The sequence below is a fragment of the Stenotrophomonas maltophilia group sp. vghtpe118 genome (assembly GCF_052605195.1).
Genome location: NZ_CP199672.1, coordinates 3,210,050 through 3,234,287, shown reverse-complemented (window position 1 = coordinate 3,234,287; position 24,238 = coordinate 3,210,050). Strand labels below are relative to the sequence as shown.

26 protein-coding genes are annotated in these 24,238 nt (G+C 66.6%); 12 read left to right on the top strand and 14 right to left on the bottom strand.

Going from position 1 to position 24,238, the window contains the following annotated elements:
* Positions 1–80: 80 nt before the first annotated feature.
* A complete protein-coding gene (locus tag ACUDTM_RS14755) occupies positions 81–1,697 on the top strand; it encodes an EAL domain-containing protein (RefSeq protein WP_072167714.1) in 1,617 nt (538 codons plus the stop codon).
* 273 nt (positions 1,698–1,970) lie between these two features.
* Here ACUDTM_RS14755 and ACUDTM_RS14750 read toward each other — a convergent pair whose 3' ends face one another.
* Both ACUDTM_RS14750 and ACUDTM_RS14745 read right to left on the bottom strand, forming a co-directional pair.
* Positions 1,971–3,155, bottom strand: coding sequence for an MFS transporter (locus ACUDTM_RS14750; protein ID WP_353080499.1), 1,185 nt, complete (start codon positions 3,153–3,155; stop codon positions 1,971–1,973).
* Positions 3,152–4,330, bottom strand: a complete 1,179-nt coding sequence (locus ACUDTM_RS14745; RefSeq protein WP_088496185.1) for a serine hydrolase domain-containing protein — start codon at positions 4,328–4,330, stop codon at positions 3,152–3,154. Before ACUDTM_RS14745 ends, ACUDTM_RS14750 begins: the two co-directional genes overlap by 4 nt.
* A 226-nt stretch (positions 4,331–4,556) precedes the next feature.
* Here ACUDTM_RS14745 and ACUDTM_RS14740 point away from each other — a divergent pair, with 226 nt between their 5' ends.
* Both ACUDTM_RS14740 and ACUDTM_RS14735 read left to right on the top strand, forming a co-directional pair.
* A complete protein-coding gene (locus tag ACUDTM_RS14740) occupies positions 4,557–5,456 on the top strand; it encodes a LysR family transcriptional regulator (RefSeq protein ID WP_088496186.1) in 900 nt (299 codons plus the stop codon).
* Between the two features lie 253 nt (positions 5,457–5,709).
* Positions 5,710–7,317 carry an ATP-binding cassette domain-containing protein gene (locus ACUDTM_RS14735; RefSeq protein WP_445391383.1) on the top strand — a complete coding sequence of 536 codons (1,608 nt, stop codon included), beginning with the start codon at positions 5,710–5,712 and terminating at the stop codon, positions 7,315–7,317.
* 143 nt (positions 7,318–7,460) lie between these two features.
* Here ACUDTM_RS14735 and ACUDTM_RS14730 read toward each other — a convergent pair whose 3' ends face one another.
* On the bottom strand, positions 7,461–8,786 hold the full coding sequence (locus ACUDTM_RS14730) for a GTP-binding protein (RefSeq protein WP_439426560.1): 1,326 nt from the start codon (positions 8,784–8,786) through the stop codon (positions 7,461–7,463).
* 68 nt (positions 8,787–8,854) lie between these two features.
* On the opposite strand from ACUDTM_RS14730, the gene ACUDTM_RS14725 reads away from it, so the two are divergent.
* The gene (locus ACUDTM_RS14725) at positions 8,855–9,226 is read left to right on the top strand and encodes a MerC domain-containing protein (protein ID WP_188241585.1); all 372 of its coding nucleotides are present in this window, start codon (positions 8,855–8,857) and stop codon (positions 9,224–9,226) included.
* Between the two features lie 77 nt (positions 9,227–9,303).
* Here the strand turns inward: ACUDTM_RS14725 and ACUDTM_RS14720 are convergent, their stop codons facing one another.
* Positions 9,304–9,588, bottom strand: a complete 285-nt coding sequence (locus tag ACUDTM_RS14720) for a metal-sensing transcriptional repressor (protein WP_049417302.1) — start codon at positions 9,586–9,588, stop codon at positions 9,304–9,306.
* Positions 9,589–9,638: 50 nt separating this feature from the next.
* Between ACUDTM_RS14720 and dmeF the strand changes: the two genes are divergently transcribed.
* Positions 9,639–10,601 (top strand): CDF family Co(II)/Ni(II) efflux transporter DmeF, encoded by a 963-nt coding sequence (gene dmeF, locus ACUDTM_RS14715; protein ID WP_111201455.1) that lies wholly within the window; start codon positions 9,639–9,641, stop codon positions 10,599–10,601.
* Between the two features lie 86 nt (positions 10,602–10,687).
* Here dmeF and ACUDTM_RS14710 read toward each other — a convergent pair whose 3' ends face one another.
* Positions 10,688–10,972: a hypothetical protein gene (locus ACUDTM_RS14710; RefSeq protein ID WP_005415073.1), complete on the bottom strand. Its 285-nt coding sequence runs from the start codon at positions 10,970–10,972 to the stop codon at positions 10,688–10,690.
* Between the two features lie 90 nt (positions 10,973–11,062).
* Between ACUDTM_RS14710 and ACUDTM_RS14705 the strand changes: the two genes are divergently transcribed.
* The 4 genes from ACUDTM_RS14705 to ACUDTM_RS14690 all read left to right on the top strand — a co-directional run bounded on the left by ACUDTM_RS14705 (position 11,063) and on the right by ACUDTM_RS14690 (position 13,689).
* Complete coding sequence (locus ACUDTM_RS14705; RefSeq protein WP_072167708.1) at positions 11,063–11,479, top strand: hypothetical protein; 417 nt, start codon at positions 11,063–11,065, stop codon at positions 11,477–11,479.
* Between the two features lie 145 nt (positions 11,480–11,624).
* Positions 11,625–12,296 carry a hypothetical protein gene (locus tag ACUDTM_RS14700; protein ID WP_353080501.1) on the top strand — a complete coding sequence of 224 codons (672 nt, stop codon included), beginning with the start codon at positions 11,625–11,627 and terminating at the stop codon, positions 12,294–12,296.
* Between the two features lie 108 nt (positions 12,297–12,404).
* Positions 12,405–12,782 (top strand): hypothetical protein, encoded by a 378-nt coding sequence (locus tag ACUDTM_RS14695; RefSeq protein ID WP_334271505.1) that lies wholly within the window; start codon positions 12,405–12,407, stop codon positions 12,780–12,782.
* Positions 12,763–13,689: a class I SAM-dependent methyltransferase gene (locus ACUDTM_RS14690; RefSeq protein ID WP_425520584.1), complete on the top strand. Its 927-nt coding sequence runs from the start codon at positions 12,763–12,765 to the stop codon at positions 13,687–13,689. Before ACUDTM_RS14695 ends, ACUDTM_RS14690 begins: the two co-directional genes overlap by 20 nt.
* Before the next feature lie 3 nt (positions 13,690–13,692).
* Here the strand turns inward: ACUDTM_RS14690 and ACUDTM_RS14685 are convergent, their stop codons facing one another.
* The 5 genes from ACUDTM_RS14685 to ACUDTM_RS14665 form a co-directional block, all read right to left on the bottom strand.
* Positions 13,693–14,661: a polysaccharide deacetylase family protein gene (locus tag ACUDTM_RS14685; protein ID WP_353080502.1), complete on the bottom strand. Its 969-nt coding sequence runs from the start codon at positions 14,659–14,661 to the stop codon at positions 13,693–13,695.
* A gap of 64 nt (positions 14,662–14,725) precedes the next feature.
* Positions 14,726–15,370, bottom strand: a complete 645-nt coding sequence (locus tag ACUDTM_RS14680) for a hypothetical protein (protein ID WP_353080503.1) — start codon at positions 15,368–15,370, stop codon at positions 14,726–14,728.
* 29 nt (positions 15,371–15,399) lie between these two features.
* Positions 15,400–16,017 carry a hypothetical protein gene (locus ACUDTM_RS14675; protein WP_146257828.1) on the bottom strand — a complete coding sequence of 206 codons (618 nt, stop codon included), beginning with the start codon at positions 16,015–16,017 and terminating at the stop codon, positions 15,400–15,402.
* Positions 16,018–16,118: 101 nt separating this feature from the next.
* Positions 16,119–17,072, bottom strand: a complete 954-nt coding sequence (locus ACUDTM_RS14670) for a hypothetical protein (protein WP_111201461.1) — start codon at positions 17,070–17,072, stop codon at positions 16,119–16,121.
* Between the two features lie 119 nt (positions 17,073–17,191).
* Positions 17,192–18,001, bottom strand: coding sequence for an alpha/beta fold hydrolase (locus ACUDTM_RS14665; protein WP_445391382.1), 810 nt, complete (start codon positions 17,999–18,001; stop codon positions 17,192–17,194).
* Between the two features lie 227 nt (positions 18,002–18,228).
* On the opposite strand from ACUDTM_RS14665, the gene ACUDTM_RS14660 reads away from it, so the two are divergent.
* Together ACUDTM_RS14660 and ACUDTM_RS14655 are read left to right on the top strand one after the other, a co-directional pair.
* Positions 18,229–18,708 (top strand): nuclear transport factor 2 family protein, encoded by a 480-nt coding sequence (locus ACUDTM_RS14660; protein ID WP_151355154.1) that lies wholly within the window; start codon positions 18,229–18,231, stop codon positions 18,706–18,708.
* Between the two features lie 75 nt (positions 18,709–18,783).
* Positions 18,784–19,176, top strand: coding sequence for an XVIPCD domain-containing protein (locus ACUDTM_RS14655; protein ID WP_072167701.1), 393 nt, complete (start codon positions 18,784–18,786; stop codon positions 19,174–19,176).
* Positions 19,177–19,244: 68 nt separating this feature from the next.
* Here ACUDTM_RS14655 and ACUDTM_RS14650 read toward each other — a convergent pair whose 3' ends face one another.
* From ACUDTM_RS14650 to ACUDTM_RS14635, 4 genes are all read right to left on the bottom strand, one after another.
* On the bottom strand, positions 19,245–20,390 hold the full coding sequence (locus tag ACUDTM_RS14650; protein WP_188241579.1) for a YncE family protein: 1,146 nt from the start codon (positions 20,388–20,390) through the stop codon (positions 19,245–19,247).
* Positions 20,391–20,575: 185 nt separating this feature from the next.
* The gene (locus ACUDTM_RS14645; RefSeq protein ID WP_445391381.1) at positions 20,576–21,586 is read right to left on the bottom strand and encodes an XVIPCD domain-containing protein; all 1,011 of its coding nucleotides are present in this window, start codon (positions 21,584–21,586) and stop codon (positions 20,576–20,578) included.
* Positions 21,587–21,589: 3 nt separating this feature from the next.
* On the bottom strand, positions 21,590–22,225 hold the full coding sequence (locus tag ACUDTM_RS14640; protein WP_334271509.1) for a hypothetical protein: 636 nt from the start codon (positions 22,223–22,225) through the stop codon (positions 21,590–21,592).
* Entirely contained in the window at positions 22,222–23,148 is a 927-nt protein-coding gene (locus tag ACUDTM_RS14635; protein ID WP_353080506.1) for an XVIPCD domain-containing protein, read from the bottom strand. Before ACUDTM_RS14635 ends, ACUDTM_RS14640 begins: the two co-directional genes overlap by 4 nt.
* Positions 23,149–23,363: 215 nt before the next feature.
* Between ACUDTM_RS14635 and ACUDTM_RS14630 the strand changes: the two genes are divergently transcribed.
* Positions 23,364–24,233 (top strand): hypothetical protein, encoded by an 870-nt coding sequence (locus tag ACUDTM_RS14630; RefSeq protein ID WP_353080507.1) that lies wholly within the window; start codon positions 23,364–23,366, stop codon positions 24,231–24,233.
* Positions 24,234–24,238: the final 5 nt, after the last annotated feature.

The following is a 24,238-nucleotide window of genomic DNA, read 5'->3' as shown; positions in this document are numbered from 1 at the left end:
CCATGCTGAGATAGCCGCATCTGCCCAAGGACCGGCCCGACCATGCGCCCTGCCCCGCCCGCCCCGCTGGAGCCCCGGCCATGAGCCGCCTGCGCGTCATCATCGGCGGTACCGCACTGGCCCTGCTGGCCGCTGCGGTGCCGATCGCGGTCATGGCCTACGCCACCTGGGACCGCGCGGTCAGCGTCGAACAGCAGCGCCTGCGCGACATCGCCGATCGCACCCTGCGCCGCTCCGACCTGTCCTACCAGGAGGCGCTGGCGGCGCTGAAATCCGCCGAAGCCGGTGCCTACGTGTCCTGCAGCCCCGAGCACATCCGGCGCATGCAGACCCTGGTGATGACCACCCCATCGATTGACCAGATGGGCTACTTCGAAGGAGGCAAGCTGCGCTGCACCTCCTGGGGGCCGTTCCTGTCGGATGTGGATCAGCCCAGGCCGGACCACGTCACCAGCGACGGCGCCGGCATCGCAGTGGACGTGCGCCCGGAAATCAGCGGGCGACGCCAGGTGCTGGCGATCCTGTATGGGTCCTACGACGCTCTGGTGGACCCACGCCGCTTCGTCGATGTCATCGCCGACCCGAATGTGCGGCTGGCACTGGCCAGCCCCGACGGACGCCTGCTGGCCAAACAGCCCGGCCTGGATCCGGACCTGCTGCAGGCACTGCTGCGCGACCCGGGCGAAGGCCTGGACCACACCACGCTGTTCGCTACCGCGCGCAACGAGGAATGGCTGGCCGTCGCCACTACACCGCGCACCGCGCTCGCTGCGGCCTTCCGCCAACAGGCCTGGCTGTACGTGCCGGTGGGCCTGCTGCTGGCCGCCGCCGGCGCCGGGCTGGTGATCTGGCTGTCGCGGCGCCGCCTTTCCCTGCGCGGCGAACTGGCTACCGCCATCCGCCGCCGCGAGCTGTACCTGCATTATCAGCCGATCATCGAACTGGACACCGGCATCTGCGTCGGCGCCGAGGCGCTGGTGCGCTGGCAACGCCCGGATGGCACCCAGGTGCGCCCTGACCTGTTCATTCCACTGGCCGAAGAGGCCGGCATGATCGCCGACGTCACCGACCTGGTGATCGAGAACGTGGTGCGCGACATGCGCGAGCTGCTGGTCGCCGACCGCAGCGCGCACATCGCGATCAACCTCGCCGCCGAAGACATCAGCAGCGGTCGCGCCCTGAAGATGATCTCCCGGCACATGGCCGGCAGCGGCATCCTGCCGCAGCAGATCTGGATGGAGGCCACCGAACGTGGCTTCCTCGATCTGGACCGCGCGCGCACCATGCTCGCCGCCGCCCGCCGCGCCGGCCACAGCGTGGCCATCGATGATTTCGGCGTCGGCTTCTCCAGCCTGCAATACCTGCAGCAGCTGCCACTGGATGCACTGAAGATCGACAAATCATTCATCGATGCGATCGGCACCGAAAGCGCCACCAGCCCGGTCACGCCGCACATCATCGACATGGCCAAGGAGCTGGGCCTGTGGGTGGTGGCCGAGGGCGTGGAAACCGAAGCGCAGCTGGCCTACCTGCACAGCCGGCATGTGGAATTCGGACAGGGCTGGCTGTTCTCGCGGCCGCTGCCGCGCGATGAGTTCGTCGCCTTCCATCAGAAGCGGCAGCAGCAGTACGGCGCTGCACGCGAACACATGCAGAACCCGCGCAGCGTGCCGATCGAGCGTGAGGGAGTGGAGTAGGACGGCGAACGGCGGAGCCCCTCGTGGCGGATCGCGCCCGGTGGATCCATCAGGTGGGGCGGGTGGGCAAGACCGGGGTTGGGCCTCCTGCCCAACCCACCCACCCGGCCACGGGCACATTGCGGCGGCGTCCCGCCACGGAATCAACGGAAGAAAGCGAAAGCAAAGGCAAACGCGGGTCGCTGCGCTCGGTAGATCCATGCCATGCGTGGATGGCGTGGACCACGGCAGTGCCGGCCGCTGGCCGGCACCTCCGTAACGTTTGGCCTGCGCCTACGCCCAGGCCTTCGGCCGTGCCAGCAGCCACGCGGCGGTCACCGCCAGCAGCAGCAACGGCAGCCATCCCAGCTGGCGTGGGCCGCTGGCCTGCAGCAGCACGCCGCCTGCCACGCCGCCGGCCGCAATGGCCAGGTTCCAGCCGGTCACCAGCATCGACTGCGCCAGGTCCGCAGCGGCCCCGGCGCGCCGTGCCAAGGCGGTCTGGAACAGGGTCGGCACGGCGCCGAACGCCACGCCCCACAGGATCGTCGCCAGCAGCAGTGCGCTCGCCACGCCAGGCCACACCAGCAAGGCCAGCACCGGCACGATGAAGCCGATCACCGCCGCCCACACCAGCGCATGCAGGTGGCGATCCACGCCCCAGCCGGCAATCGCGATGCCGGCAATCGCCGCCATGCCGAAGGCCAGCAGCAGCCGGTCCAGCCATGCACCGGCACCCGCGTCGACCGCCAGCGGCTCGATGTAGGTGTAGAGCACGTTGTGCGCCAGCACGTACAGCGCCATCACCAGCAGCGCACTGCGTACACCGGGCAGGCGCCACACGGTCGCCAGCGAAGTGCGTTGCCCGGCCCCAGCGGCCGGCAGCGCAGGCAACGCCCAGCGCGCGTAGGCCAGCAGCAGCAGACCCAGCACGCTCATCAGCGCGAACGCCCAGCGCCAGCCGACCTGCTGGCCCAGCAGCGTTCCTGCCGGCACCCCCAGCGACAGCGCCAGCGGCGAACCGACCATCGCGACCGCGATGGCCCGTCCCTGCAGCGACGGCACCACCATGCGCGCGGCATAACCGGCCACCAGCGACCACAGCAGGCCACCGCTCACGCCGGCCAGGAAGCGCGCAGCCAGGATCAGCGCGTAACTGCTGCTCAACGCCGTCAGCGTATTGACCACCACGAAGCCAGCGATGGCCGCCAGCAGCAGCGGACGCCGTGGCAGGCGCTGGGTCAGCGCGGTCATCGGCAGTGCGGCCATCACCGAACCCAGCGCATACACGCTCACCAGCTGGCCGACCGCCGCATCACTCACGCCCAGGCTTTCGCCCATCGGCCGCAGCACACCCGCCGGCAGGGTCTCGGTCAACAGGGTGATGAAGCCGCCGCCGGCCAAGGCAAGCAGGCCCGCCCACGGCAGGCGCGTGGCCTCGCCGGCCGGACTGGCGGCATCGATGGCATGGCCGCTCATCGCGTGGTCTCCAGGTCGGCATAGACCGCGTCGCGCAGTTCATCGACAAAGGCGCCATCCATGCCTTCGTACAGCGTGTTGGTCAGCGCCACCACGCTCAGCCCACGCGACGGGTCGACGAACCAGCTGTGCCCGTAGGCACCGCCCCAGCGCCAGGTGCCTTCGCGCTGTGGTGTGCCACTGGCGGCGGCGTCGCGCAGTACCGCAAAGCCCAGCCCGAAGCCCCAGCCGGCCGGTTCCGGCGGCCCCTGTTCGCCCACCTGCGGGCTGGCCATCTCCTCCGCCAGCGCGGGTGGCAACAGGCCAGAGCGCTGCACGTCACGCAGCGCCTCCAACACCGCCATCACTTCATCGGCAGTACCCACCAGGCCGGCGCCGGCCGAAGCGAAACGGCTTGCATCGAGGGCACGCGCAAGGCTGTACTCGATGCCCACCGTGCCCTCGAACGGCGCGACCACCTCCCCTTCCTGCAGGCGATGCGGCCGCGGCGTGTCGCTCACATACGGCGTGGCCAGTCGTGCGGCATCGCGCGTGGCGAACGCGGTATCGCGCAGGCGCAACGGGGCAGCCAGCAGACGCTGGAACAGCGCCTGCAGCGTTTCACCGGTCGCGGCTTCGGCCACCGCACCGGCCACGTCCACGCCCGACGAGTACAGCCACTGGCTGCCCGGCTCGAACAGCAGTGCCGCCTGCGCGATCCGGCGTACGTTCTCGGCCAGGGAAAGCGGGTTGGCGTCCATGCCATCGCTGACGCCAGCGCGCGCGTAGGGCCCCACCGCATCCGCCTCCAGGAAGCGATAGCCCAGCCCGCTGCTGTGGCTGAGCAGCTGGCGCAGGCTGATCGGCGGCGTGCGGCCATCGGCCAGCGCCGGGCGGAAGTCCGGCAGCCAGCGCTGCACCGGTGTGTCGAGGTCGAGCACGCCTTCGGCCACCAGGCGCAGGATCACCGTGGCCAGCAACGGCTTGCTGACCGATGCCAGCCGGAACAGCTGATCGCGCTGCATCGGCCTGGCCGACTCGCGATCGGCCAGCCCGGTCGCGCTGGCATGGCGCAGCACGCCGTGCTCGCGCACCAGCACCACCGCACCGACCAGGCGCAGCGGGTGGACCTGCTGCAGCAGCCGCTGCACCGAAGGCAGCGTCGGTGCAGGTTCAAGGGAAAGAGCGGCATTCATCGCGGTATCCGTGGGGAGAGGCCCGCCACGTTAGGCAGCACGACGCGGCGCAAAAAGCCGGTTGCCGCTCCGGGCATCATGGACCGTGCAGTCCGCAATCGGCATGATGCCCGGAACTGGAACGCCGCAAGGGCTGCCCGAGGCCCCGCACCACAGTGTTGCGACGGCCGCGCCGCGTGTCGCGATCACCCGCCCCTACCCTGCCGTTTTCATTGCCGGTACGCCCATGTCAGTCCTGGACAACCTCGCCAACCTGCAGACCTTCGTCCACGCCGCCGACACCCGCAGCTTCGTCGAGACCGGGCGCCTGCAGGGCATCTCGGCCTCGGCCGCCGGCAAGTGCGTTGCGCGGCTGGAGCACGCACTGGGCGTGCGCCTGTTCCACCGCAGCACGCGCAGCATCACCCTCACCGCCGAGGGCCAGCTGTTCCTGGTGCGCTGCCGGCGCATCCTCGACGAACGCGATGCCGCGCGCACCGAACTGGCGCAACCGCACGCTGCACCGAGCGGCACGCTGCGGATCAGCCTGCCGCTGGTAGGTGACCTCACCCTGCCGTTGATGGCCGAATTCATGGCCGCGTATCCGGACATCCGCCTCGACCTGGATTTCAGCGACCGGCTGGTCGATGTCATCGAGGAAGGTTTCGATGCGGTGCTGCGCGTTGGCGAACCCAGCGACTCGCGGATGAACGCGCGCCGGCTGGGGGTGTTCCCGCGGCGTGTCGTCGCCTCGCCGGGCTACCTGCAGCGTCGCGGCGTTCCACGCACGCCGGCCGACCTGTTGCAGCACACGTTGCTGCACTACCGCTTCCCCAGCACCGGCAAGCTGGAGCCGTGGCCGATCCACTGGCCCGACCACGAAACACCGCAGGAGCTGCCGGTGCACATGGTGGCCAACACCATCGAGGCGCGGGTGGCGCTGGCGCTGCGCGGTACCGGCTTGGCCTTCGTGCCGGTGCACTCGGTGCGCGAAGCGCTGGCCGACGGCCGCCTGGTCACCGTGCTGGAGGATCATGTGCACTCCTGCGGCACCTTCCACCTGCTGTGGCCGTCGGGCCGACACGTACTGCCGAAGCTGCGGGTGTTCATCGACTTCGTCGGCGCCCGCCTGGACACCGTGCCGTAGATCCACGCCAGGCATGGATGGTTCCTGTAGCGTCGAGCCATGCTCGACTCACCGGAACCCAAGCGAAGATCAGCCGAGCATGGTGCCGCTCTACAGCTGCACGCAGCCATTCAGCCAACCCCGCTATACTGGCCGCTCATTCCTCCCAGAGGCTCGCGACCAATGCGCCATTGATGCCGCCGTCTTCCCAACAGACGGCCTGACTCTTCCCGCCCCTGCGCGCAGGGGAGAACCCGGCATCCATGGAGGTCGCATGACCACACATTCCCTCACGCTCGATCGCGTGTCGTATCGGCTGGCCGACGGCCGCCCGCTGTTTTCCGATCTTTCGTTTTCCTTCGATCCGGTCGCCACCGGCCTGGTCGGTGCCAATGGCACCGGCAAGAGCGTGCTCGCACGCCTGCTGGCCGGTCGGGTGCGGCCAGAGAACGGGCAGGTGCGCAGCAGCGGCCGCGTATTCCTGTTGCCGACGCCCGGCTATCCACCCGCCGGCACGGTCGGTGAACTGGCCGGCGTCGGCGCGGCACTGGCCGCGCTGCAACGCATCGAAGCCGGCAGCGTGGATGAGGCCGACTTCGCCTGCGTCGGCGACCATTGGGATCTGCGCGAGCGCCTGCAGCAGCAATGGCAGGCGCTCCGCCTGCCCGACGATCTCGATCCCGCCCAACCCGCCGCGCGGCTCAGTGGCGGCCAGGCCATGCAGGTGGCGCTGTCCGGCGCCTGGGCCAGCGGCGCCGATTGGCTGATCCTGGACGAACCCAGCAACCACCTCGATGGCCGCCATCGCCAACAGTTGTACGAACGGTTGCAGCAGTGGCGCGGCGGCCTGCTGGTGATCAGCCATGATCGCGAGCTGCTGGCGCAGATGCAGCAGATCGTCGAGCTCGACGCGCGCGGGCTGCATCGCTATGGCGGGCCATGGCAGCACTATGCCGACGCGCGGGCCGCCGAACGCGAAGCGGCCGCCGCACAGCTCGACCACGCCCGCGCCCAGCACCGGCAGCAACAGCGCAGCGCGCGCGAGCAGCACGAACGCCAGCAGCAGCGCCAGGCACGTGGCAATCGCGATGCGAAGCAGGCCAACCAGGCACCGATCCTGCTTGGCCGGCAGAAACAGCGTGCAGAGGCCAGCCACGGGCGCGCGCAACAGGCACAGGCCGATCGTCTTCAGGCCAGCGCCGACCAGGTGCGCGCAGCGGCTTCGGCAGTTCACGCCACACCGGAGCTGGCGCTGTTCGCCGGTGACGGTGAACGCGGCAACGCACGTCTGCTGCAGGCGGAGTCGCTGGTGCTGCCGCAGGGTTGCAGTGCACCGTTGCAATTGGAGATCCGCCGCGGCCAGCGCATCGCCGTGGTCGGTGACAACGGCAGTGGCAAGTCCACGCTCCTGCGCGTGCTGGCCGGCCAGCTGCCTGCACGCAGCGGCATCGTGCAGCGTCATGCACCACTGGCGCTGCTCGACCAGCAGCTGCTGGGATTGTCCGGCGAACGCAGCATTCTCGACACCGTGCAGGCCGCCAACCCGGTGGCGGATGCGGGTGAACTGCGCACACGGCTGGCCCTGCTCGGGCTGGACGCACAGCGCATCCAGCGTGCAGCCCACAGCCTCAGCGATGGTGAACGGGTGAAAGGCGCGCTGGCCAGCGTGCTGTATGCCGATCCCGCACCGCAGCTGTTGCTGCTGGACGAGCCGGGCAACGCGCTGGATCTGAGCGCGTTGCAGGCACTGGAAGAACTGCTGGCGGCATGGCCGGGCGCGCTGCTGATGGTCAGCCACGACCGGCACCTGCTGCAGGCGTTGCGGCCGACCCACGTGCTGCAGGTGGGCACCGGGGGGTGGCAGTGGCGTGACGCCTTGTAGATCCACGCCATGCGTGGACCTACTGCAGCAGCCGAGCGTCGGCTCGGCTCTACAGGATAGGCCATGCGTGGAGGCATGCATGGCCTACCGACCAGGGGTAGTGCCGGCCGCTGGCCGGCAATCCGTAGATCCTCAGTGCACCGTCACCGCTTCCACACCGGGAATGCCTGCGGCAACTGTTGCCACAGCAGCGGCCCCGCACGCAGTTCCTGGTCGTTGAGCAGGCACGCGTCCAGCTCCGCACGCACCGCGCGCTCATCCATGTGCACGCCAATCACCACCAGCTCCTGGCGGCGGTCGCCCCACAGCGGGTGCCACACGCGCTGCATCGCCGAATGCGCGGCCGCATCCGGGAAGTCTTCCAGACCCGGCAACGGTGCGCTCCAGCAGTCGGCCTGCTGCCGCGCCCAGCCCAGGTCGCTGTACGGCAGCGGCGTGGGCGGCAGCAATGGCGCGGTGTCCTCCAGCCCAGCCCGCACGCGATCACGCGCGGCGTACCAGAACCCCGCCGCCTGCGTCCGCGTCGCGGCACCCACGGTGTTCAGCTCACCCACCCAGTCCATGCGATTGGCCAGCCAGAACCAGCCCTTGCTGCGGATCACGCCGGGCATCCCCGACTGCAGCGCGCGGGCGAAGCGCGCGGGATGGAACGGTCGCCGCGAGCGGTAGACGAAACTGGCGATGCCGTACTCCTCGGTTTCGGGCGTGTGTTCGCCACGCAGTTCCTTCACCCAACCCGGCGCACGTTGCGCACGCTCGTAGTCGAAGCGGCCGGTGTCCAGCAGCTCGGCCAGTGGCACGGCACCGAAGCGGGACAGCAGCAGCTTCGCGTCGCGGTTCAGGCCGCGCAGCACGGCCAGCGTGTCCTGCAGCACGTCGTCATCCACCTGGTCGACCTTGCTGACCACGATCACGTCGGCGAACTCGACCTGCTCGCACAGCAGGTCGACCACGCCGCGATCATCATCCGGCCCGGCCTGTTGCCCGCGCTCGGCCAGGCGCAGCGTCGAGCCGAAGTCGGCAAGGAATGCGCTGCCATCCACCACCGTCACCATCGTGTCCAGGCGCGCGATGTCACTCAGGCTGAAGCCCTGCTCGTCGCGTACCGCGAACGTGGCCGCCACCGGCATCGGTTCACCGATGCCGGTCGACTCGATCAACAGGTAGTCATAGCGGCCGGCGTCGGCCAGGCGCCGCACTTCCTGCAGCAGGTCATCGCGCAGCGTGCAGCAGATGCAGCCATTGCTGAATTCCACCAGCGTCTCTTCGGTTCGGCGCAGTTCGGCGCCGCCCTCGCGCACCAGCTGCGCATCGATGTTGACCTCGCTCATGTCGTTGACGATGACGGCCACTCGCAGGCCCGCGCGGTTGCGCAGGATCTGGTTGAGCAGGGTGGTCTTGCCGGCCCCGAGGAAGCCGGACAGCACGGTGACCGGAAGGCGACGGTCGGCGCGGGAAACAGTGTTCATGTCGGAGCAGATTGGCTGCGGAACGGAAATGTTACTGTATAACATTCTCTTCGCAAGGAACGTCCCCGATGAAGTCGCCGTCTGCCGCCCTGCTCGATGCCGGCGCGGTCGCGCTGTCCAGCCTGTGCCTGCTGCACTGCCTGGCGCTGCCCCTGCTTGCCGCCGCACTGCCGCTGTTCGGCAGCTGGGCCGAAGCGGAATGGGTCCACCTGCTGTTCGTGGCCATCGCCCTGCCGCTGACCGGGTATGCACTATGGCGGGCGGAGCGCCGCCATCCGTTGCCGGTGCTGGCCTGGGCCACCGCCGGCTCCGGGCTTGGCCTGCTGCTGGCCGGCGCGCTGGCGTTGCCCTCGCACGACTGGGAAACACCGATGACCGTCACCGGCAGCCTGCTGCTGGCCGCCACGCATATCTGGAACGCGCGGCACCGGCACGGGTAGTGCCGGCCGCTGGCCGGCATCCCCAGGAACACCGCGCGCAGCCCGCAGGTGCCGGCCAGCGGCCGGCACTACCCTTGCTATTTGCCGTAGCGGCGCAGCAGTTCGACCAGCACCTCGGCCTCGGCCGCCCGCTGCTGCGGGTCTTCGGCGCCGACCACATGTTCCTGCAGATGCTCGTGCAGCAGCTCCATCAGCAGGCTGTGGGCGGCACCGCGCACGGCGGCAACCTGCACCAGCACGTCCGCACAGTCGCCGGCCTCACCCTCCGGCCTGTCCAGCGCCTGCTCCAACGCCGCCACCTGGCCGCCGATGCGGCGTACCCGGGTCAGCAGCTGCTTTCGATTCCTGTGTACATGGGCCATGGGCGCATCGTATACCCTATGGGGGTATCCTTCCACCCTCTGGTCTTTCCATGCACCTGGATGCCCTCGCCGCCGCCCGTCGCCACGAACACCGCTTCGACGACGGCAACCCGCTGGCCGAACGCAATACCCGCCGCGCCCTGTGGCTCACCGTCAGCATGATGCTGGTGGAAATTGTCGGCGGCTGGTGGTTCAACTCCATGGCCGTGCTCGCCGACGGCTGGCACATGAGTTCGCACGCACTCGCGCTGGGCCTGGCAGTGTTCGCCTACCGCTGCGCGCGCCGCTACGCGCACGACCCGCGCTTCGCCTTCGGCACCTGGAAGATCGAGATCCTGGCCGGCTATACCAGTGCCATCGCCCTGCTTGGCGTCGCCGCGCTGATGGCGGTGCAATCGCTGGAGCGGCTGTGGGTACCGGCACCGATCCACTACAACGAAGCCATCGCCATCGCTGCGGTCGGGCTGGGCGTGAACCTGCTGTGCGCCTGGTGGCTGCACGACAGCCCGGGCCACGCGCATCACCACCACGGGCATGACCATGGCCATCACCACGGCCACAACCACGATCACACCCATGCGCACGGTCACGACCTCAACCTGCGCTCGGCCTACGTCCACGTGCTGGCCGACGCCGCCACCTCGGTGCTGGCCATCATCGCCCTGCTCGGCGGCAAGCTGCTGGGCCTGACCTGGCTGGACCCGGTGATGGGCCTGGTCGGCGCCGTGCTGGTCACGGTGTGGGCGATCGGCCTGCTGCGCGACAGCGGCCGCATCCTGCTCGACGCGCAGATGGACGCGCCGGTGGTGGCCGAAGTACGCGAAGTGATCGAACAGGGCCCGTGGCCGGCGCGCCTGGCCGACCTGCACGTCTGGCAGGTGGGTCGCGGCAAGTACGCGGTCAGCGCCAGCGTGGTCACCAGTGACGCCACGCTGGATGCCGATACCGTGCGCAACGCGCTGGCCATCCATGAAGAGCTGGTGCACGTAACGGTGGAGATCCACCGCAGCTGATCCTGCGCGACTGCGGTCGAATCTGTAGAGCCGAGCCATGCTCGGCTGTCGCAGGCCATCAGCCGAGCACGGGCTCGGCTCTACAGTCAGAGCTTCAACATCATCCGCAGCAGGTACATCAGCAGCGGCAGCGCACTCAGCACTGCACCGCCGATGCCGATCCACGGCCAGCGCTCACCGCGCACGCGCGAGGCTACGGCCAGGCCGCCGCCCACCAGCGCCGCACCCAGCACGCCCACGCCCAGCCCTGCGGCCATGCCATTGCCGCCCGCAGCGACCGCTGCCTGTGCCGCCACGGTGCCTGCCCCCCACCCCACTGCAATACCCAGCCAACTGGCCACGCCGCACCACGGTGCCTTGCCCTGCGCCATCCGAAAACCCCTGTGTCCTTGCCGAATTTCTGTACGGGCCACGCCCGCATGCCGCCTACACTAGCCGCACCTGCCCTGTAGGGACATCCCATGCGCACGCTCCGCCTGCTGCTGCCCGGTGCCCTCCTCCTGCTCACCGCCTGCAGTAGTGACGCCGGGCTTCCTTTCAGCGCCGACCCGTTGCAGGGCTGCTTCGCCACCGGCGCGCGCAAGCCGGCCGACTTCCGCATCGACAAGGAAGGCGGCCAGTACTTCGTCTCCTTCAGCCGCGGCGACCAGTGGCAGCGCGAGCCCAATGCGCTGCACAAGGCCACCCGCAGCGAGATCAGCCGCTACTTCCGCGATGACGCCGAGCAGATCGACAGCGCGTTGATCCGCATGGCCGGTGGCTTCGGCATCTTCCACTTCAACAAGGACGCGACGTTGAAGGGCAAGGCCAGCGATAGTGACTACATGGCGTTGATGCTGATCGGCGCAGGGCCGGTGTATGCGGTGAAGTGCATTTGAGCAGACGTTTGCGACAGCTTCTTTCGTGGTTAACAGTCTGAAAAATAAGAAGAGTTTCAAAACAACGATAACTGGGTAGGTATCTCGTCGGGCGACCAGAACTCAGTTCAGCATCAGCTCTCCATCCCAAAAGAGGAGCTGAGACATGAAGTTGAAGCAATTCGCCTTTTTGATAGCGGCCTTTCTGCCCGCGACCGCCATTGGCGCTAGCGAGCGCCTAAGCATAGATGTCGTAGTCGCGAATCCAGACGGAAGTGTCAGCGTAGATAGGACAAGCAGCTGGCCAGACTTCAATGGCGGCATCGTGGACGTGACACAGCGCCTGAAACAAGATGATTTTGGGAGACTCAGCTATCGCTATGAAGACCAGAGTAGAGCCACGCAGCTCTATCACCAAGCCTATTGCGAGTCGGTGGAAATGACACCCTCAAGCGGGACCATGACGTTGTCGGGTCCCTCCACCGGCTGGTCTTGCTACAGCGATGATCCCGCGCCCCCTGCCGACCCTGTGAAAAGTATTGATTGGGCAACGGCGACTGCACCAAGTGGTCGGGTACCCGTTGGTCAGAATATCTTTCCCATTGGGAGCGGGAGTTGGGAGAGCTCTATTGGCGGCATGAGACGTTCAACCCTCAGCGTGGACAATGGACGCTGTATTGCACAGGAAATCGACCACTACGCTGGGCCGTTCAGAGGCAGAACCCAGTTTGGCGTCAATTGCTATTTTTCGCAGTCCAAGTTTGCAAACACCATGATGGAGACCTGCATCCCCAAGCAATGTGCCACCAATAGAGGGACTTCGCTCAATAGCTCCTAGAGGGAGAGGCCCATGCCCAAAGGCAGGGCATCTCTCGTCCATGCATCAACGCCATCTACTCACTGGCAAAGGACTGACGAAATGACATTCAGTCTTGGATATTGGAACATGCTGCCCCTCCTGCTGATGGCCGGTGCAATACAGTCTCAGGGGGCCTATGACGAAGTCCGGCAGCTGCCCGATGGCCAGACCCTGATCATGCGCACCCTGGACTGGGATCTCGGTGATGGTCGCCATGAGCGCGTTACCGTGCATTGGCTGCTGCAGGAGGACGGCCGCATGCGCTACGACTTCGATCGGCAGCCACCGCAAACCCAGGAGGTCCATCGCCGATCGTGCGCGCGGCAGGGCATGCAGCCGTCGCGTGGCGTCGGCATGATCGCGGGGGAAGGGACCGCGCACGGCTATAGCTGTACCAGCGGTAGCGTCGGGCGCACGCTCGACGCCTCGCCACCTGCATCCACGCATGGCGTGGATCTACTTTGACATCGGCTTGGCTCTACAACAGCTGCGGTACCATGCCCTCCCCCGAACCGCCCCGGTACCCGCCGTGCCCCATTACACCGGCCCCCTGCTGACCCGCGACAGCGCCGACACCCTGCGCCGTGCCCATGACAAGGGCGCCGCCGACTGGCAGGGCTCGCTCGACCTCGGCCGCAGCCAGGACAGCGTGGCGCTGGATGCGGACAGCTTCCACTTCCGGGGCCAGCCCTACCCGTGGCCGGGCAAGCTGAAGGACCGCACGCTGTACTACTGGGATGGCGAGGACTTCGCGCCGATCTCGCGCTACAGCGGCTCGCTGATCAAGCTGGTGCCCACCGAATGGGGCGCACCGACGTTCGAGATCGACGGCATCAAGATGCTGCCCACCTCGAAGCTGTCGCCGTTCGAGGATGCGCGCCGCAAGGTGGAGCTGGTCGCCCCGGCCGGCAAGGTCATCCTCGATACCTGCGGTGGCCTCGGTTACTTCGCCGCCTGCGCGCTGGAAGCCGGTGTCGGCCAGATCCGTTCGTTCGAGAAGAACGCCGATGTGATGTGGCTGCGCACGCTCAACCCGTGGTCGCCGGATCCAGACTCTGCTGCCGCCGGTGGCCGCCTGCAGTTCAGCCACGGTGACGTCTCGCAGCAGATCGAACAGGTGGCCAGCAGCAGCGTCGATGCGATCCTGCACGACCCGCCGCGCTTCGGCATCGCCGGCGAGCTGTACTCGCAGGTGTTCTACGACCACCTCGCCCGCGTCATCCGCAAGGGCGGTCGCCTGTTCCATTACACGGGCGCGCCGAACAAGCTGACCAGCGGCCGCGACGTGCCGCGTGAAGTGGCCAAACGCCTGGAAAAGGCCGGTTTCAAGGCCGAACTGGCGTTGGACGGCGTGCTGGCCGTCAAGCGCTGAGCCTCACTCCGAGTCGACCTTGGCCAGCTTCATCACCCACGCCGGCACCTCCGGTTCGCCGGCGTAGAAGTCCTTCGGCTTGTTCTCCGCCATCGCCCAGCGATGCAGCCAGCTCGGGCCATAGCGGCCGTTGTAGCCTTCGGCACCCCGCGCATACGCCGGGTCACGCATCGCTTCGTCCAGTGAAATGAAGCGATAGCCGCGGCGCTTCGTGGCCGCTACCAGTTCGGCAAAGGTCGCCGCGTTGAGCTCATTGGCGTGCATCAGCCACACCTGCGGCAGCGCGTACCCCAGCAGCGCCTGCGACTGCTTCTCGTAGTAATCCAGCTTGTTCAGCATGTACGGCACGTAGCCCTTGCGCAGCTGCGCCAGCGTCGCTTCGCGTGCAGGCGAATCCGCCTGCTCGTTCATCACGTTGGCATAGGCGAACGCCCACACCCATTCCCCGTTGTCCACCGTCACCGGTGCCACGCGATAGCCATGCTGCTTGAAGAACGCCTCCATCTGCATGCGCTCATCCGTAGTGCGCCCGGCGCGCAGGTAGGGGTGGCGCATCCACTGTGGCGCCTGCCCCTTCTCGGCCAGCAGCGGCCGCAGCGCCGTCTCGCCGCGCAGGAAATCCTGTTGGAACGCCGCCACGCCCTTCGCATTCAGATCCATGTGCGAGTACGTGTGGTTGCCCAGCACATAGCCCGCATCGCGCCAGTCGCGCAGCATCTGCACCCGCGCCGGCTGCACCTGTCCATTCACCTCAAGCTTGTTCTCATTGACGAAGCCCACCACCGGCACGCCGGCCTCGCGCAGCTGGGCCATCAACGCTTCGTGCCGGGCCTGCAGATCCGGCGGCACGATCTGGTCCAGCCGTGCCCATGGCAGATCATCGATGGTCACCGCGATACGACGGTCCACCTCGGCGGCGTGTACCGCCAGCGAACACAGCAACAACGGCAACGCACGCAGCAACAAGCGCATCGGGTCTTCCCTGGAGTGGCGAGGCGTCGACTGTAGCGCGATTGCCGCGCGCCGCCGAGCGTGCTCAGCCCGCCCGGGCCCACGCGATCGCGCGCCACAGGGCAACGCCGCCGGCCATCGCGGCCAACAACAGCACCGTCAACACCAGCGCCAGATCATCCGGATTGCGCAGCAGTGGCGCGTTCACCCGCGTCAGGATGTGGAACACCACGCGCTGCGCCTGCTCCAGCGGTACATCACCCTCCGGCACCAGCTCCACCAGGCACGCCGTGGGTGACAGCCGCGCCACATTGCTCCACGCATTCTCGTACAGGTGCAGGACCCATCCGGCCAAAGCCAGTGCACCACCGTGCAGCACCATAAGCGCCACGTTCGCCGTGCGCAGCCGATCGCGCAGCCACAGCGCACGGCTCGCGCACACCGCCATGGCCCCCAGCAACGCCAGCACCACGCCTACCCATGGAATCCAGCCCAGGGGTTGCCAGTCATCCAGTGCGCCCACACGCGCCATCACCTGTTCGGCAACCTTCAATCGCGCCTGCGCGTCCGGGCCGCCACAGGCCACCGTCACCGGCTCCAGCAACAGCTCCACACGGTAATGGAAGAAGCCGGCAGCCAGCACCACAGACAGCAGCGCCACCCACTGCAGCATCAACAGGATCGGCCCCTGCCCACAGATGCGGCGGATTCGGGAAATGGCGGCGCTCATCGGTTCATCCATGACAGCAACGAGCCATCCTATCCAAGCGCTTCGCACGTGTCGGCTGGCGGATGCGACATCGATGCCCGCTCCTCTGCCTCATCCCGCCGGCGTAGATCAGCAAGCGCTCTTCGCGCACCGATCAACGTCAGGAACGTCCAGAAGCTCATTGCGCCCAGTGCGATCAAGGGACATGCAGCCACAATCCCCTTCTCACCGCCCTTTCCGATCACCAACAGACCAAGCACGACGAAGACAAAGTAGGCCAATGGAAGCATCGCGAGCTCGATCGCAAGGAGAACAGGGCGATTTCTGCGAGCGACACGCCAGCGCAATGCTTGCAGGGAACTCCCCTGGAAGAAGCGCCAGTTCATGACGAGGTCCCTCACCATGGCGGTCGAATTCGCTGCCTTCAGGCAGGCCCGAACCAGGTCCGCTGGCGGAGAACGCACGTTGTACCGATGGTTGATGTACGACTCCAGCCAGAACGCGTCATCAACCTTCGAGCGGTCCCACAACTCGAGGCATTCCTTTCGCCCCTGTCGGATGTATGCGTGCAGCGCCTGCACCACTTTTGCCGCAAGTACTACGCCACTGATCACAGAAGCAACAGCGACGGGAAGACCTGCATCCAACAACATCGAAGCGTCACTCACACGATCTCCCAATACGGCTCACCGTTCACGTGCAACGTTCCATCGCCCGATCCGGGCCATGCTCGAATCAGGTGCAGGGCATCCTTCATGATTGATGCCACTCATTCCTGTAGCCGCCGGATCCTGTCGAAGATGTCGGTACCTTGCACATCCACCAGATCCAGATTTTTCACGTCGAAGTTCAGGTAGGTGCGCGATTGCTTCTCCTGCAGCACGGGGGCTCCGTAGAGGAACACCACGCAGGGCGCTTCACTTGCCGCGAAGCGCTGAAGCCGTCTGGCGTGCAGTGATTTCATTTCCGACGCTGCCAGTACGCTGTTCCAGATCATCGCCGTGGCACGTAGCGGTTCGGTCAGCGTCTCGCCAGCAAGGGTCGTGACCGGCTCGCAGAAGGTGATCTGGAAACCATTGGCCGTCTTGCGGATCCATGCCTTGCTCCAGTACACCCGTGTGTTCCCGGAAAGGTGTGGGCGCTTCTCGAAGAAGTTCTCGAACAGCTCCCGATAGCTCATCGCTTCCTGCGTGCCGGCACTGACGATCATCGTGTCATCCACGTTGTCCTGCCGTGCCTTGAGCCAGCGCGACACCAGCGCGGCGAGCGAGTAGAACTGGGTGCGGCGGCTGCGCGTGCCACCGGTCTCACCGCCACCGCTGCGGCTACCCGCACCCGGGCCAATTCCGGCTGTTGTTCCCTGGCGAACGTCGAAATGACCCGCAGGACGTGCCAGCAGGAACCGGTCCGGCGCCGGTTGCCCAGCCTCGCTGGTCCGGCTTTCCCCACTTCCGTTGCTACGAGCATCCAGCTCCGCAATGCCGGGGCATCCCTCCATGTGCGGCTCGCTGTCATGCTGATTGCGGAAATGCGGAACCTGCTTCAACTGAAGCTGTTCGGTATCCATGTTCGCGCAGGTGTACTTCGCCGGGCAACCGTTCTCATGCTCGGGACACAGAAACGCACGCTTGTCGGTGATCACGTCGGCCCAGTACAGCTCGTACGCGCGTTCGGCGTTGATGGTGTCGTTGAATTCTGTACTGAAAGCCAGTTCCGTTGCCATTTCGATCTCGCTGGAATACCACCCGCGGTATCGACCGTGCTGCGCGCAACTTCATTAACTCCAGCAAAACAGAATTGAATACAAACACTTAATCACATAAATAATGAGAATTCCGTCACTTAACGCAGGAAGTTCAGCAGCGCCAGATTGAAGCGGTCGGCATGGCTGGTATTGCAGCCGTGCGGCGCCCCCTCCAGGATCACCACTTCGCTGCCCTTGATGGCCTTGTGGGTACGCTGGCCGGAGCCCTCGAACGGCACGATGGCGTCACTGTCGCCGTGCAGGATCAAGGTCGGCACCGTGATCTTCTTCAGGTCATCCCGGAAATCGGTCGTGGCGAACGCCTTCATGCAGCCCAGCGCCGCCGCCTGGTCGGATTGATGGCACAGCGCGATCGCCACCTGGCGCGTCTCCTCGGTGACCATCAACTGGCAGTTGGCGCTGAAGAAGTCGCGGGTGAAGCCGTCGAAGAACGCTTCGCGGTCCTTCTCCAACCCGCTGCGCATTTCATCGGCCTTGGCCTGCGTCAGTGGACCTTCCGGATTGTCGTCGCTGCGCAGCAGGAACGGTGGCACAGCGGCCGCGAATACCACACTGTGCAGGCGATCCTGGCCATGGTTGGCCACGTAGCGCGCCACCTCGCCGCCACCCATCGAGAAACCGACCAGGGTGGCGTCGCGCAGGTCACGTTCCTCGATCAACCCCGCCAGGTCCGCCGCCAGCGTGTCGTAGTCATAACCTTCGGCCGGCTTGTCAGAGCGGCCAAAGCCACGCCGGTCGTAGCTGATCACCCGATACTGGGCGTCGCGCAGGATCGCCACCTGCGTCTTCCAGGCATCGGCGGACAGCGGCCAGCCGTGGATCAGGATAACCGGGCGGCCATCGCCACCGGTGTCTTCAACGTGCAGGCGGATGCGGGAAGCAGGCATGGGCGCTCCTGTGGAAGGGAAGGATTTCAGGCTAGTGGCCGTCACCTGTGGCGGCCGTGAGGGAATCCCGGCCGCTCATGACATCCCCTGCACAGGCAACGGCCTCAAGGCTGGAACCGGGCCGCCAATATGGGCATTCATTCCGTGGCAGGGCCGTTTCGTCGGAAGCCGGCTGCAGTGGCCCAAACGCCATGCGAGCCTGCGTGAACCCTCCCTGGAGCCTCACCATGCTGCTGCTCACCCTGCCCTTGCTGGCCGCCGGCCTCGTTGCCACGCCAGCGCCCGCCGCCACCCTGCGCGTGCAGATCCGCCAGGCCGATACCCAGCTCTTCGCTGCGGCCTTCGAGGCCTGCGATGCCAACAGGGCTGCGGCGATGACGACCGACGACATGGAGTTCTTCCATGACAAGGACGGCAAGTCGGCCAGCAGCCGCGAAGACTTCCGCCACAGCGTGGCCAACCGGTGCAGCAGCGCGCGCGAGGGTGGCTGGCAGCTGCGCCGCGAGCTGGTGGAATCTTCGCTGCAGGTGTTTCCGCTGCACGATGAGCGCGCGCTCGAAATCGGCGACCACCGCTTTTACGAGCGCGGCAACGACGGCGTGGAACGCTGGACCGGCCAGGCCCGCTTCATCCAGGTCTGGCGCCGCGTGGACGGGAACTGGCTGGCCGAACGGGTGATCAGCTATGACCATCGGCCGGCGGACTGACCTTTCCGGCGCCCTTCACCGGCCGGATCTATACTGGCAGAGTTCACCCCGACCCACCGCTACCGTTCGATCGCCATGGCAGAGATCACCCCCAACCACCCCGACTACGGCCTCAACCAGCAGATCCGTCAGGGCGTGGCCGCACTGGACGCCCAGCATGGCCGTGCGTTCGACCAGACCAGCGAGCGCCTGACCGCCAGCCTGACCGTGCTCGCCCGCGAGCAGGGCCTGCAACAGGTCGACCACGTGCTGGTCAGCAACGCCACGGCCCAGCACCCGGCCGGACACAACATCTTCGTGGTGCAGGGCGACCCGGCCAATCCAGCGCACCTGCGCGCGATGATGCCGACCGCGGTGGCGGCGCAGACGCCGGTGGAGCAGTCGATGCAGAAGTTGGGGTTGGGTGTGCAGCAGCAGGTTGAGGCGCAGGCGCAGGAAATGCAGAACCCCGCGCCGCGGCTGGGGTAAACGCTGCGGCATGAAATAGGGGCAGCGCGTTGCGCCCTGCCCCTGCGTTTACAGCCTGTGCACCGCTGTTACAGCTGGATCCGCGCCACGCTCTCGTCAGCGCCCTTGTCATCCTTCTCGCCGTTCTTGATGCTCACGAACAGCACGTTGTTCTTCGCATCCAGCGCCAGGCTGTTCGGGTGGGTCGGCACCGTGTAGGTGGCCACCTTCTGGTAGCTGTCACTGTTGTACGCCGTCACCGTGCCCGCTTCGCGGTTGGTCACGTACAGGCGCTTGCGCGGTGCATCCAGCAGGATGCCCAGCGGGCCGGCATCGGTCGGGATGCTGGCCAGTTCCTTGCCGGTGCTGCGGTCGAGCACCAGTACGCGCTGGCCCGGATGCTTGCTGACCAGGCCGCTGCTCTTGGCCTGGTAGCCACGCAGGAATTCCGAGCCCTGGTCGGTCACGAACAGGCGCTTGCCCGCCGGGTCCAGCGCGATGTTCATCGGCTGCTCGGCGGCGATCCTGTGCTGCGCCACCACCTTGTTCGAATCGGTGCCCACCACCACCAGGTCGGCCAGCAGGTTGCTGGTGTAGACGCGCTTGTTGGCCGCATCCAGCGCCAGGCCCGGTGCCTTGGCATTGCCCAGGCCATCAATGGTGTTGATCACCTTCAGCGTGGTGGTATCGATCACGAACAGCACGCTGCTCACATCCGGCTGGCTGCTGTGGCCGGTCACGTACAGGCGGTTGGCCGCGCTGTCGACCACCAGCTCGCGCAGGTCGTGGGTGTAGGCGGCCTTGCCGTCCTTGCCGGCTTTCTTCTCCATCAGCTGGATGGTGCCCACGGCCTTGTTCTGCGCGGTGTCGACCACGGTCACCGACAGGTCCACGGTGTTGCCCACGTACAGGCGGTCGTGGGCGTCATCCAGCACCACGCCGAACGCCTTGCGCTCCAGCGGAATGCGGGTTTCCACGGCCAGCGTGGCCGGGTTCAGGCGCAGCACCTGGGCCGGGCCGGCGTCATCGCCGAAACCGCCAGAGGAGGCCACGAACACGGCGTTCTGCTTCGGGCTGTAGGCCAGCTCGTACAGGCCCTTGGCCACGGCCTGGCGCTGCACGGCGGTGGTGGCGCTGGCGGCGGGCGCGTTGTCGGCGAACGCGGAGGGCACGCCGAGGCTGAGCGAAACGGCAACGGCCAAGGCGGCCGAGCGGAAGAGGGGAGTACGGAACATGCGAGCGTCCTTGAATGGGCACGGGAAGGTGTCCTGGCTCGCTGGGCCGTACTTCGACGGCCCGCCCCGCATCTGTCTGCGCGGGGTGGGCTGGCTGGGGTTGCGGGGGAATGGTAGCAGGTGGGGGGCGTGGCGTGCGCCGGCGCGGGCATGGCCGACGCTCGACCTCGATGCTGCGCCCGCCGCTATGCCATCCGTGGGCCGTGGCTCTGCTGAAGCTGCTGCTCCTCCTGCAGGCGCTGCGCGTCTCCCTGCCGCTGATTCTGCTGCAGCTGCGCGACCCGATCGAACGAGGCCTCCACCGGTGCCTGCGCAGCCACCTCCGCCGGCATGCTGGCGCGCTGGTGTGCCGGGTCACTGCGGTCGCCCTGCACGATGAACAGCTTCGGTGCGGTATCACCGCGCTGCTCGCCCAGCACCACCTCGTCCACGCGCGAGAACTGCTGCTCCTTCGACAGCGCGAGCAGGCTGGCGCTGACATTGCCGTTGCGCGCCCCGAAAGCGCCGAGGTCGGCCACCTGCTGGTGGATCTGGTTGAGGCGGGCATGATCGTCGTGCGCCGGATCTGCGGGCGTGCCGCTTGCCGCGAGCGTACTGTTGCCGCGCCACTGCTCGCCGTTCTCGGTGAACATCCACTCGCGGAAGGTCTGCTTCGGCATCGGGTTCCACTGCACCTTGTCCAGCTCGCTGCCCTTCACCTGCTGCGGAATGGCGTGGACCGCGCGGATGTTGTCCAGGACCCTGGTAGCGCCCTCGTAGTTGGTGATCTCCCCGGCCAGCCCGACCGGGCGCAGCCCAGCGTGGTTCAGGGCACCCCAAGCGAAATCGGTGCACGCGTTGGAGAAGAAGTCGTAATCCATGTCGAAGCCGTGCTTCTTCGGGTCTGCCGAGAACTCGAGAATGCGGTCGTACTGCTCCTTGCTGATCTCGATCGTGCGCTCGAAGCGGGGTTTGTCGTAGACCCGCAGATCCGTGTCATCGACTTTGCCCAGCGAGGGATTCACACGGTCGTTCCCCATCGTGAATCCCCTGCTCACGGGTACCGGGTCATTTGATCGCGCCAGCGAAAGAAACATGTGCCCGGCAAATGACGGATCCAACAATCTCTTCTGGCCCGCGTCGCCCACATCGACTCTCGGCGTGCCCGGTGCGGCGAGATGAATCGTGACCGTATAGCGCTCTGCTTCCTTGCTCATGTCTTACTTCCCCAGCGATTGATATCCAACAATAAGTTCGGCTTGGAGCCCTTCCAGCTGCGGGCGGTCCTCCATCAGGTCGACTGTCAACCGATACCGGCCCGGCTCCAGCCAACCGACCTGCGCGAACTGAAGCACCTGATACAGCATCTCATCCGAGTGCAAACCGGCCTCGATCAGTGCGTTGTCATCCAAGCTTGTATCAGCCAGATATCGCACAACCTCATCTTCTGGAATTCTCTGTGAGTCGCGCCCATCAGGAGTGCTCTGCCAGAGCTGTACAGGACCAGGTGCGCCGCCATCGATCCGCTCCAGGCGCAATCGCGTGGGTGGCCTTCCCAGCCTGATCTTCTCCCACACGTCCAGCAACGAGCGCCCGTCGGTATCCTGCAGCCGCAACCCGATGTTCAGGATCGGAATGGCCGGCTTCTGGGGCGCCGGCAAATCAAACGTGACCTCGGCAATCCGTCCGGCCTTCTGCAACTGCACGGCCCGCGTGAGCGGCACAACCGTGCGGGCCTCGGCCTGTGCGCGCGTCAGCAGGGACGGCGCAACCTCAGGCGCTGGTGACGCACGGCATGCCGCCAGCGCGCCCAGCACCGCCAGTACCACCAGCCCCCGCCGCAGTGACCGCGTCATTGCTCCTTCAACCGCAGCGAATCGGCCACATCGGTCTTGGCCGCCACCTCGGTGGCGATGCTGGCGCGGCGGTGCCCCGGGTCGTTGCGGTCGCCCTGCACGATGAAGATGCTCTCCGCCGCATGGCTGCTCTTCGTCGGCCGGCTGAGCAGCACGTGGTCCACGCGCGAGAGGTTGTTCTGCTTGGCCAGCACCAGCAGGCTGGCGCTGATGCGCTGGCTGGCCGCATCGAACGGGCGCCCATGCGCGGCATCCAGCTCGGCCACTTTCTGGATCAGCTGCGAGAACAGGCGATGGTCCGGATGCGAAGGGTCCAGCAGCGTGCCGGCCACTTCAATCGGCGTCGGCGGCGGCTCATCGCTGGCGCGGTCGCCCTGGCGATGATGCTCGGCCTCGCGCTCGGGCATCGCATGATGGGTTTCGGCATTCAGGTCGCTGCCCGGGAACGGCGCGGCGATGCACTGGATCTCCGGCAGGTTGAACAGCACCGCGAACTCGCCCAGGTTGCTGCTGCCATCCAACGGCGCCGGCAGCGGATGCAGGCCGGCGTAGTGCAGGGCCGCCCAGACGAAATCGCTGCAGCGATTGATGGTGGCCGGGCGATCAACGTCGAATTCGAACTCGGCCGGTTCCTCGGCGAAATCACGCAGGCAGCCGTAGTGCTCCTCGGTGATTTCCAGGGTGCGGCTGTAGTACGGATCCAGGTGCTCGTCGGCATCATCGTGGCGCACCTGCGCGTACTGCACGCCGGTGCGGGTTTCGCCCGGCGCCTGGCGCGGCGGCGCGAAGCCGTAGCTGTGCGCCTCGTCGCCCGCAGCGACCTGCAGGTACATGTGGCCGCGCGGCGAGGTGCCCCCACTTTTCAGCGGGGTGCCGGGCGCGGCCAGATAAAGGGTTACGGTGTAGCGTGTTGCCTGCTCCATGCCTGTTCAGCCTTGATGGGTACTGCGGTCCTGGGCGGATGATGGCATAGGTGGGATCGGGGGTAGGTGGAGGGATAGAAGGCGTCGATCGCGACTTGCTGAATATGTGAGCCAGCATGCAGTAATGGACCCGGGCGCGAGCAAGGTCCCGGCAGCGACTGGAGCTTGCCATTCCACCGTTCTATAGTCGTTTCGATCATGCAAGGGAATCGCCCATGAGCAGAGCACCGGCTTGCCGGCTTGCCTCCTTCGCCCTGGTGGCCGTGTTGAGCACCACCGCCTGCGCGAAGGCCCCATCCACGGAAAAGGACCCGAACGCCCCCCCCATGTCCGAAGCCGCAACCAGCCCACGTACGGTGGGCGGACAGACCTACACGACGCAGCCGGTAGAGGCTCGGCTTGGCCCGCACCGCTTCATGTTCCCGGCCAACCTCTACTACAACCAGACGGGCCCCCTGGCCGATGGGGGCGTCATGCTCACGGTGTTCTGGCCGGATTTCGATGCAGCGCCGCCCGGTGATCGCCCGGTGCGCAGCACGCAGGACAGCCGGCGGCAGGTGCTGGTCGAGCTTAGATACATCGATCGCGTTCCCATCCAGAACTATCTGGCACGTCGGTCCAGCAGTGAGGCCACCAGCGCACCGGGATCACTGGAGCGAAGGGATCCGGTGGAGAACCTTGCGCTGCGCGTTGCACAACCCGAGCGCTGGGGTCTGACGCCGTATGCGATTGACCCATCTTTGATGTCAGCTTATGCAAAGGAGTCAGAGGCTGCGCTGGGCAGGCCTTACGTGCACAACCCAGGAATGGAACCAGACTGGTATGTGGCCCGCTCGACGGCGGGCCAACTGACAACGTTCATCAGCTGCGACCCGGCAGACCGCATTCCTGACGGATTTGTAGTTCAGGGAAAGACACTTGAACGCGCCGGCGAAGGCCAGATCGCAATGTGCCGCCATTCCATCGTGGACGCGGGCGACAGCATCGCCATCGAGATGAACTATGCACGCGTCATGCTGAGCGACTGGCAGCGCCTGGAAACCAGCGTTCGTGATCTTCTGGAACGATATCGCGTTCAGCCGTGAACGAT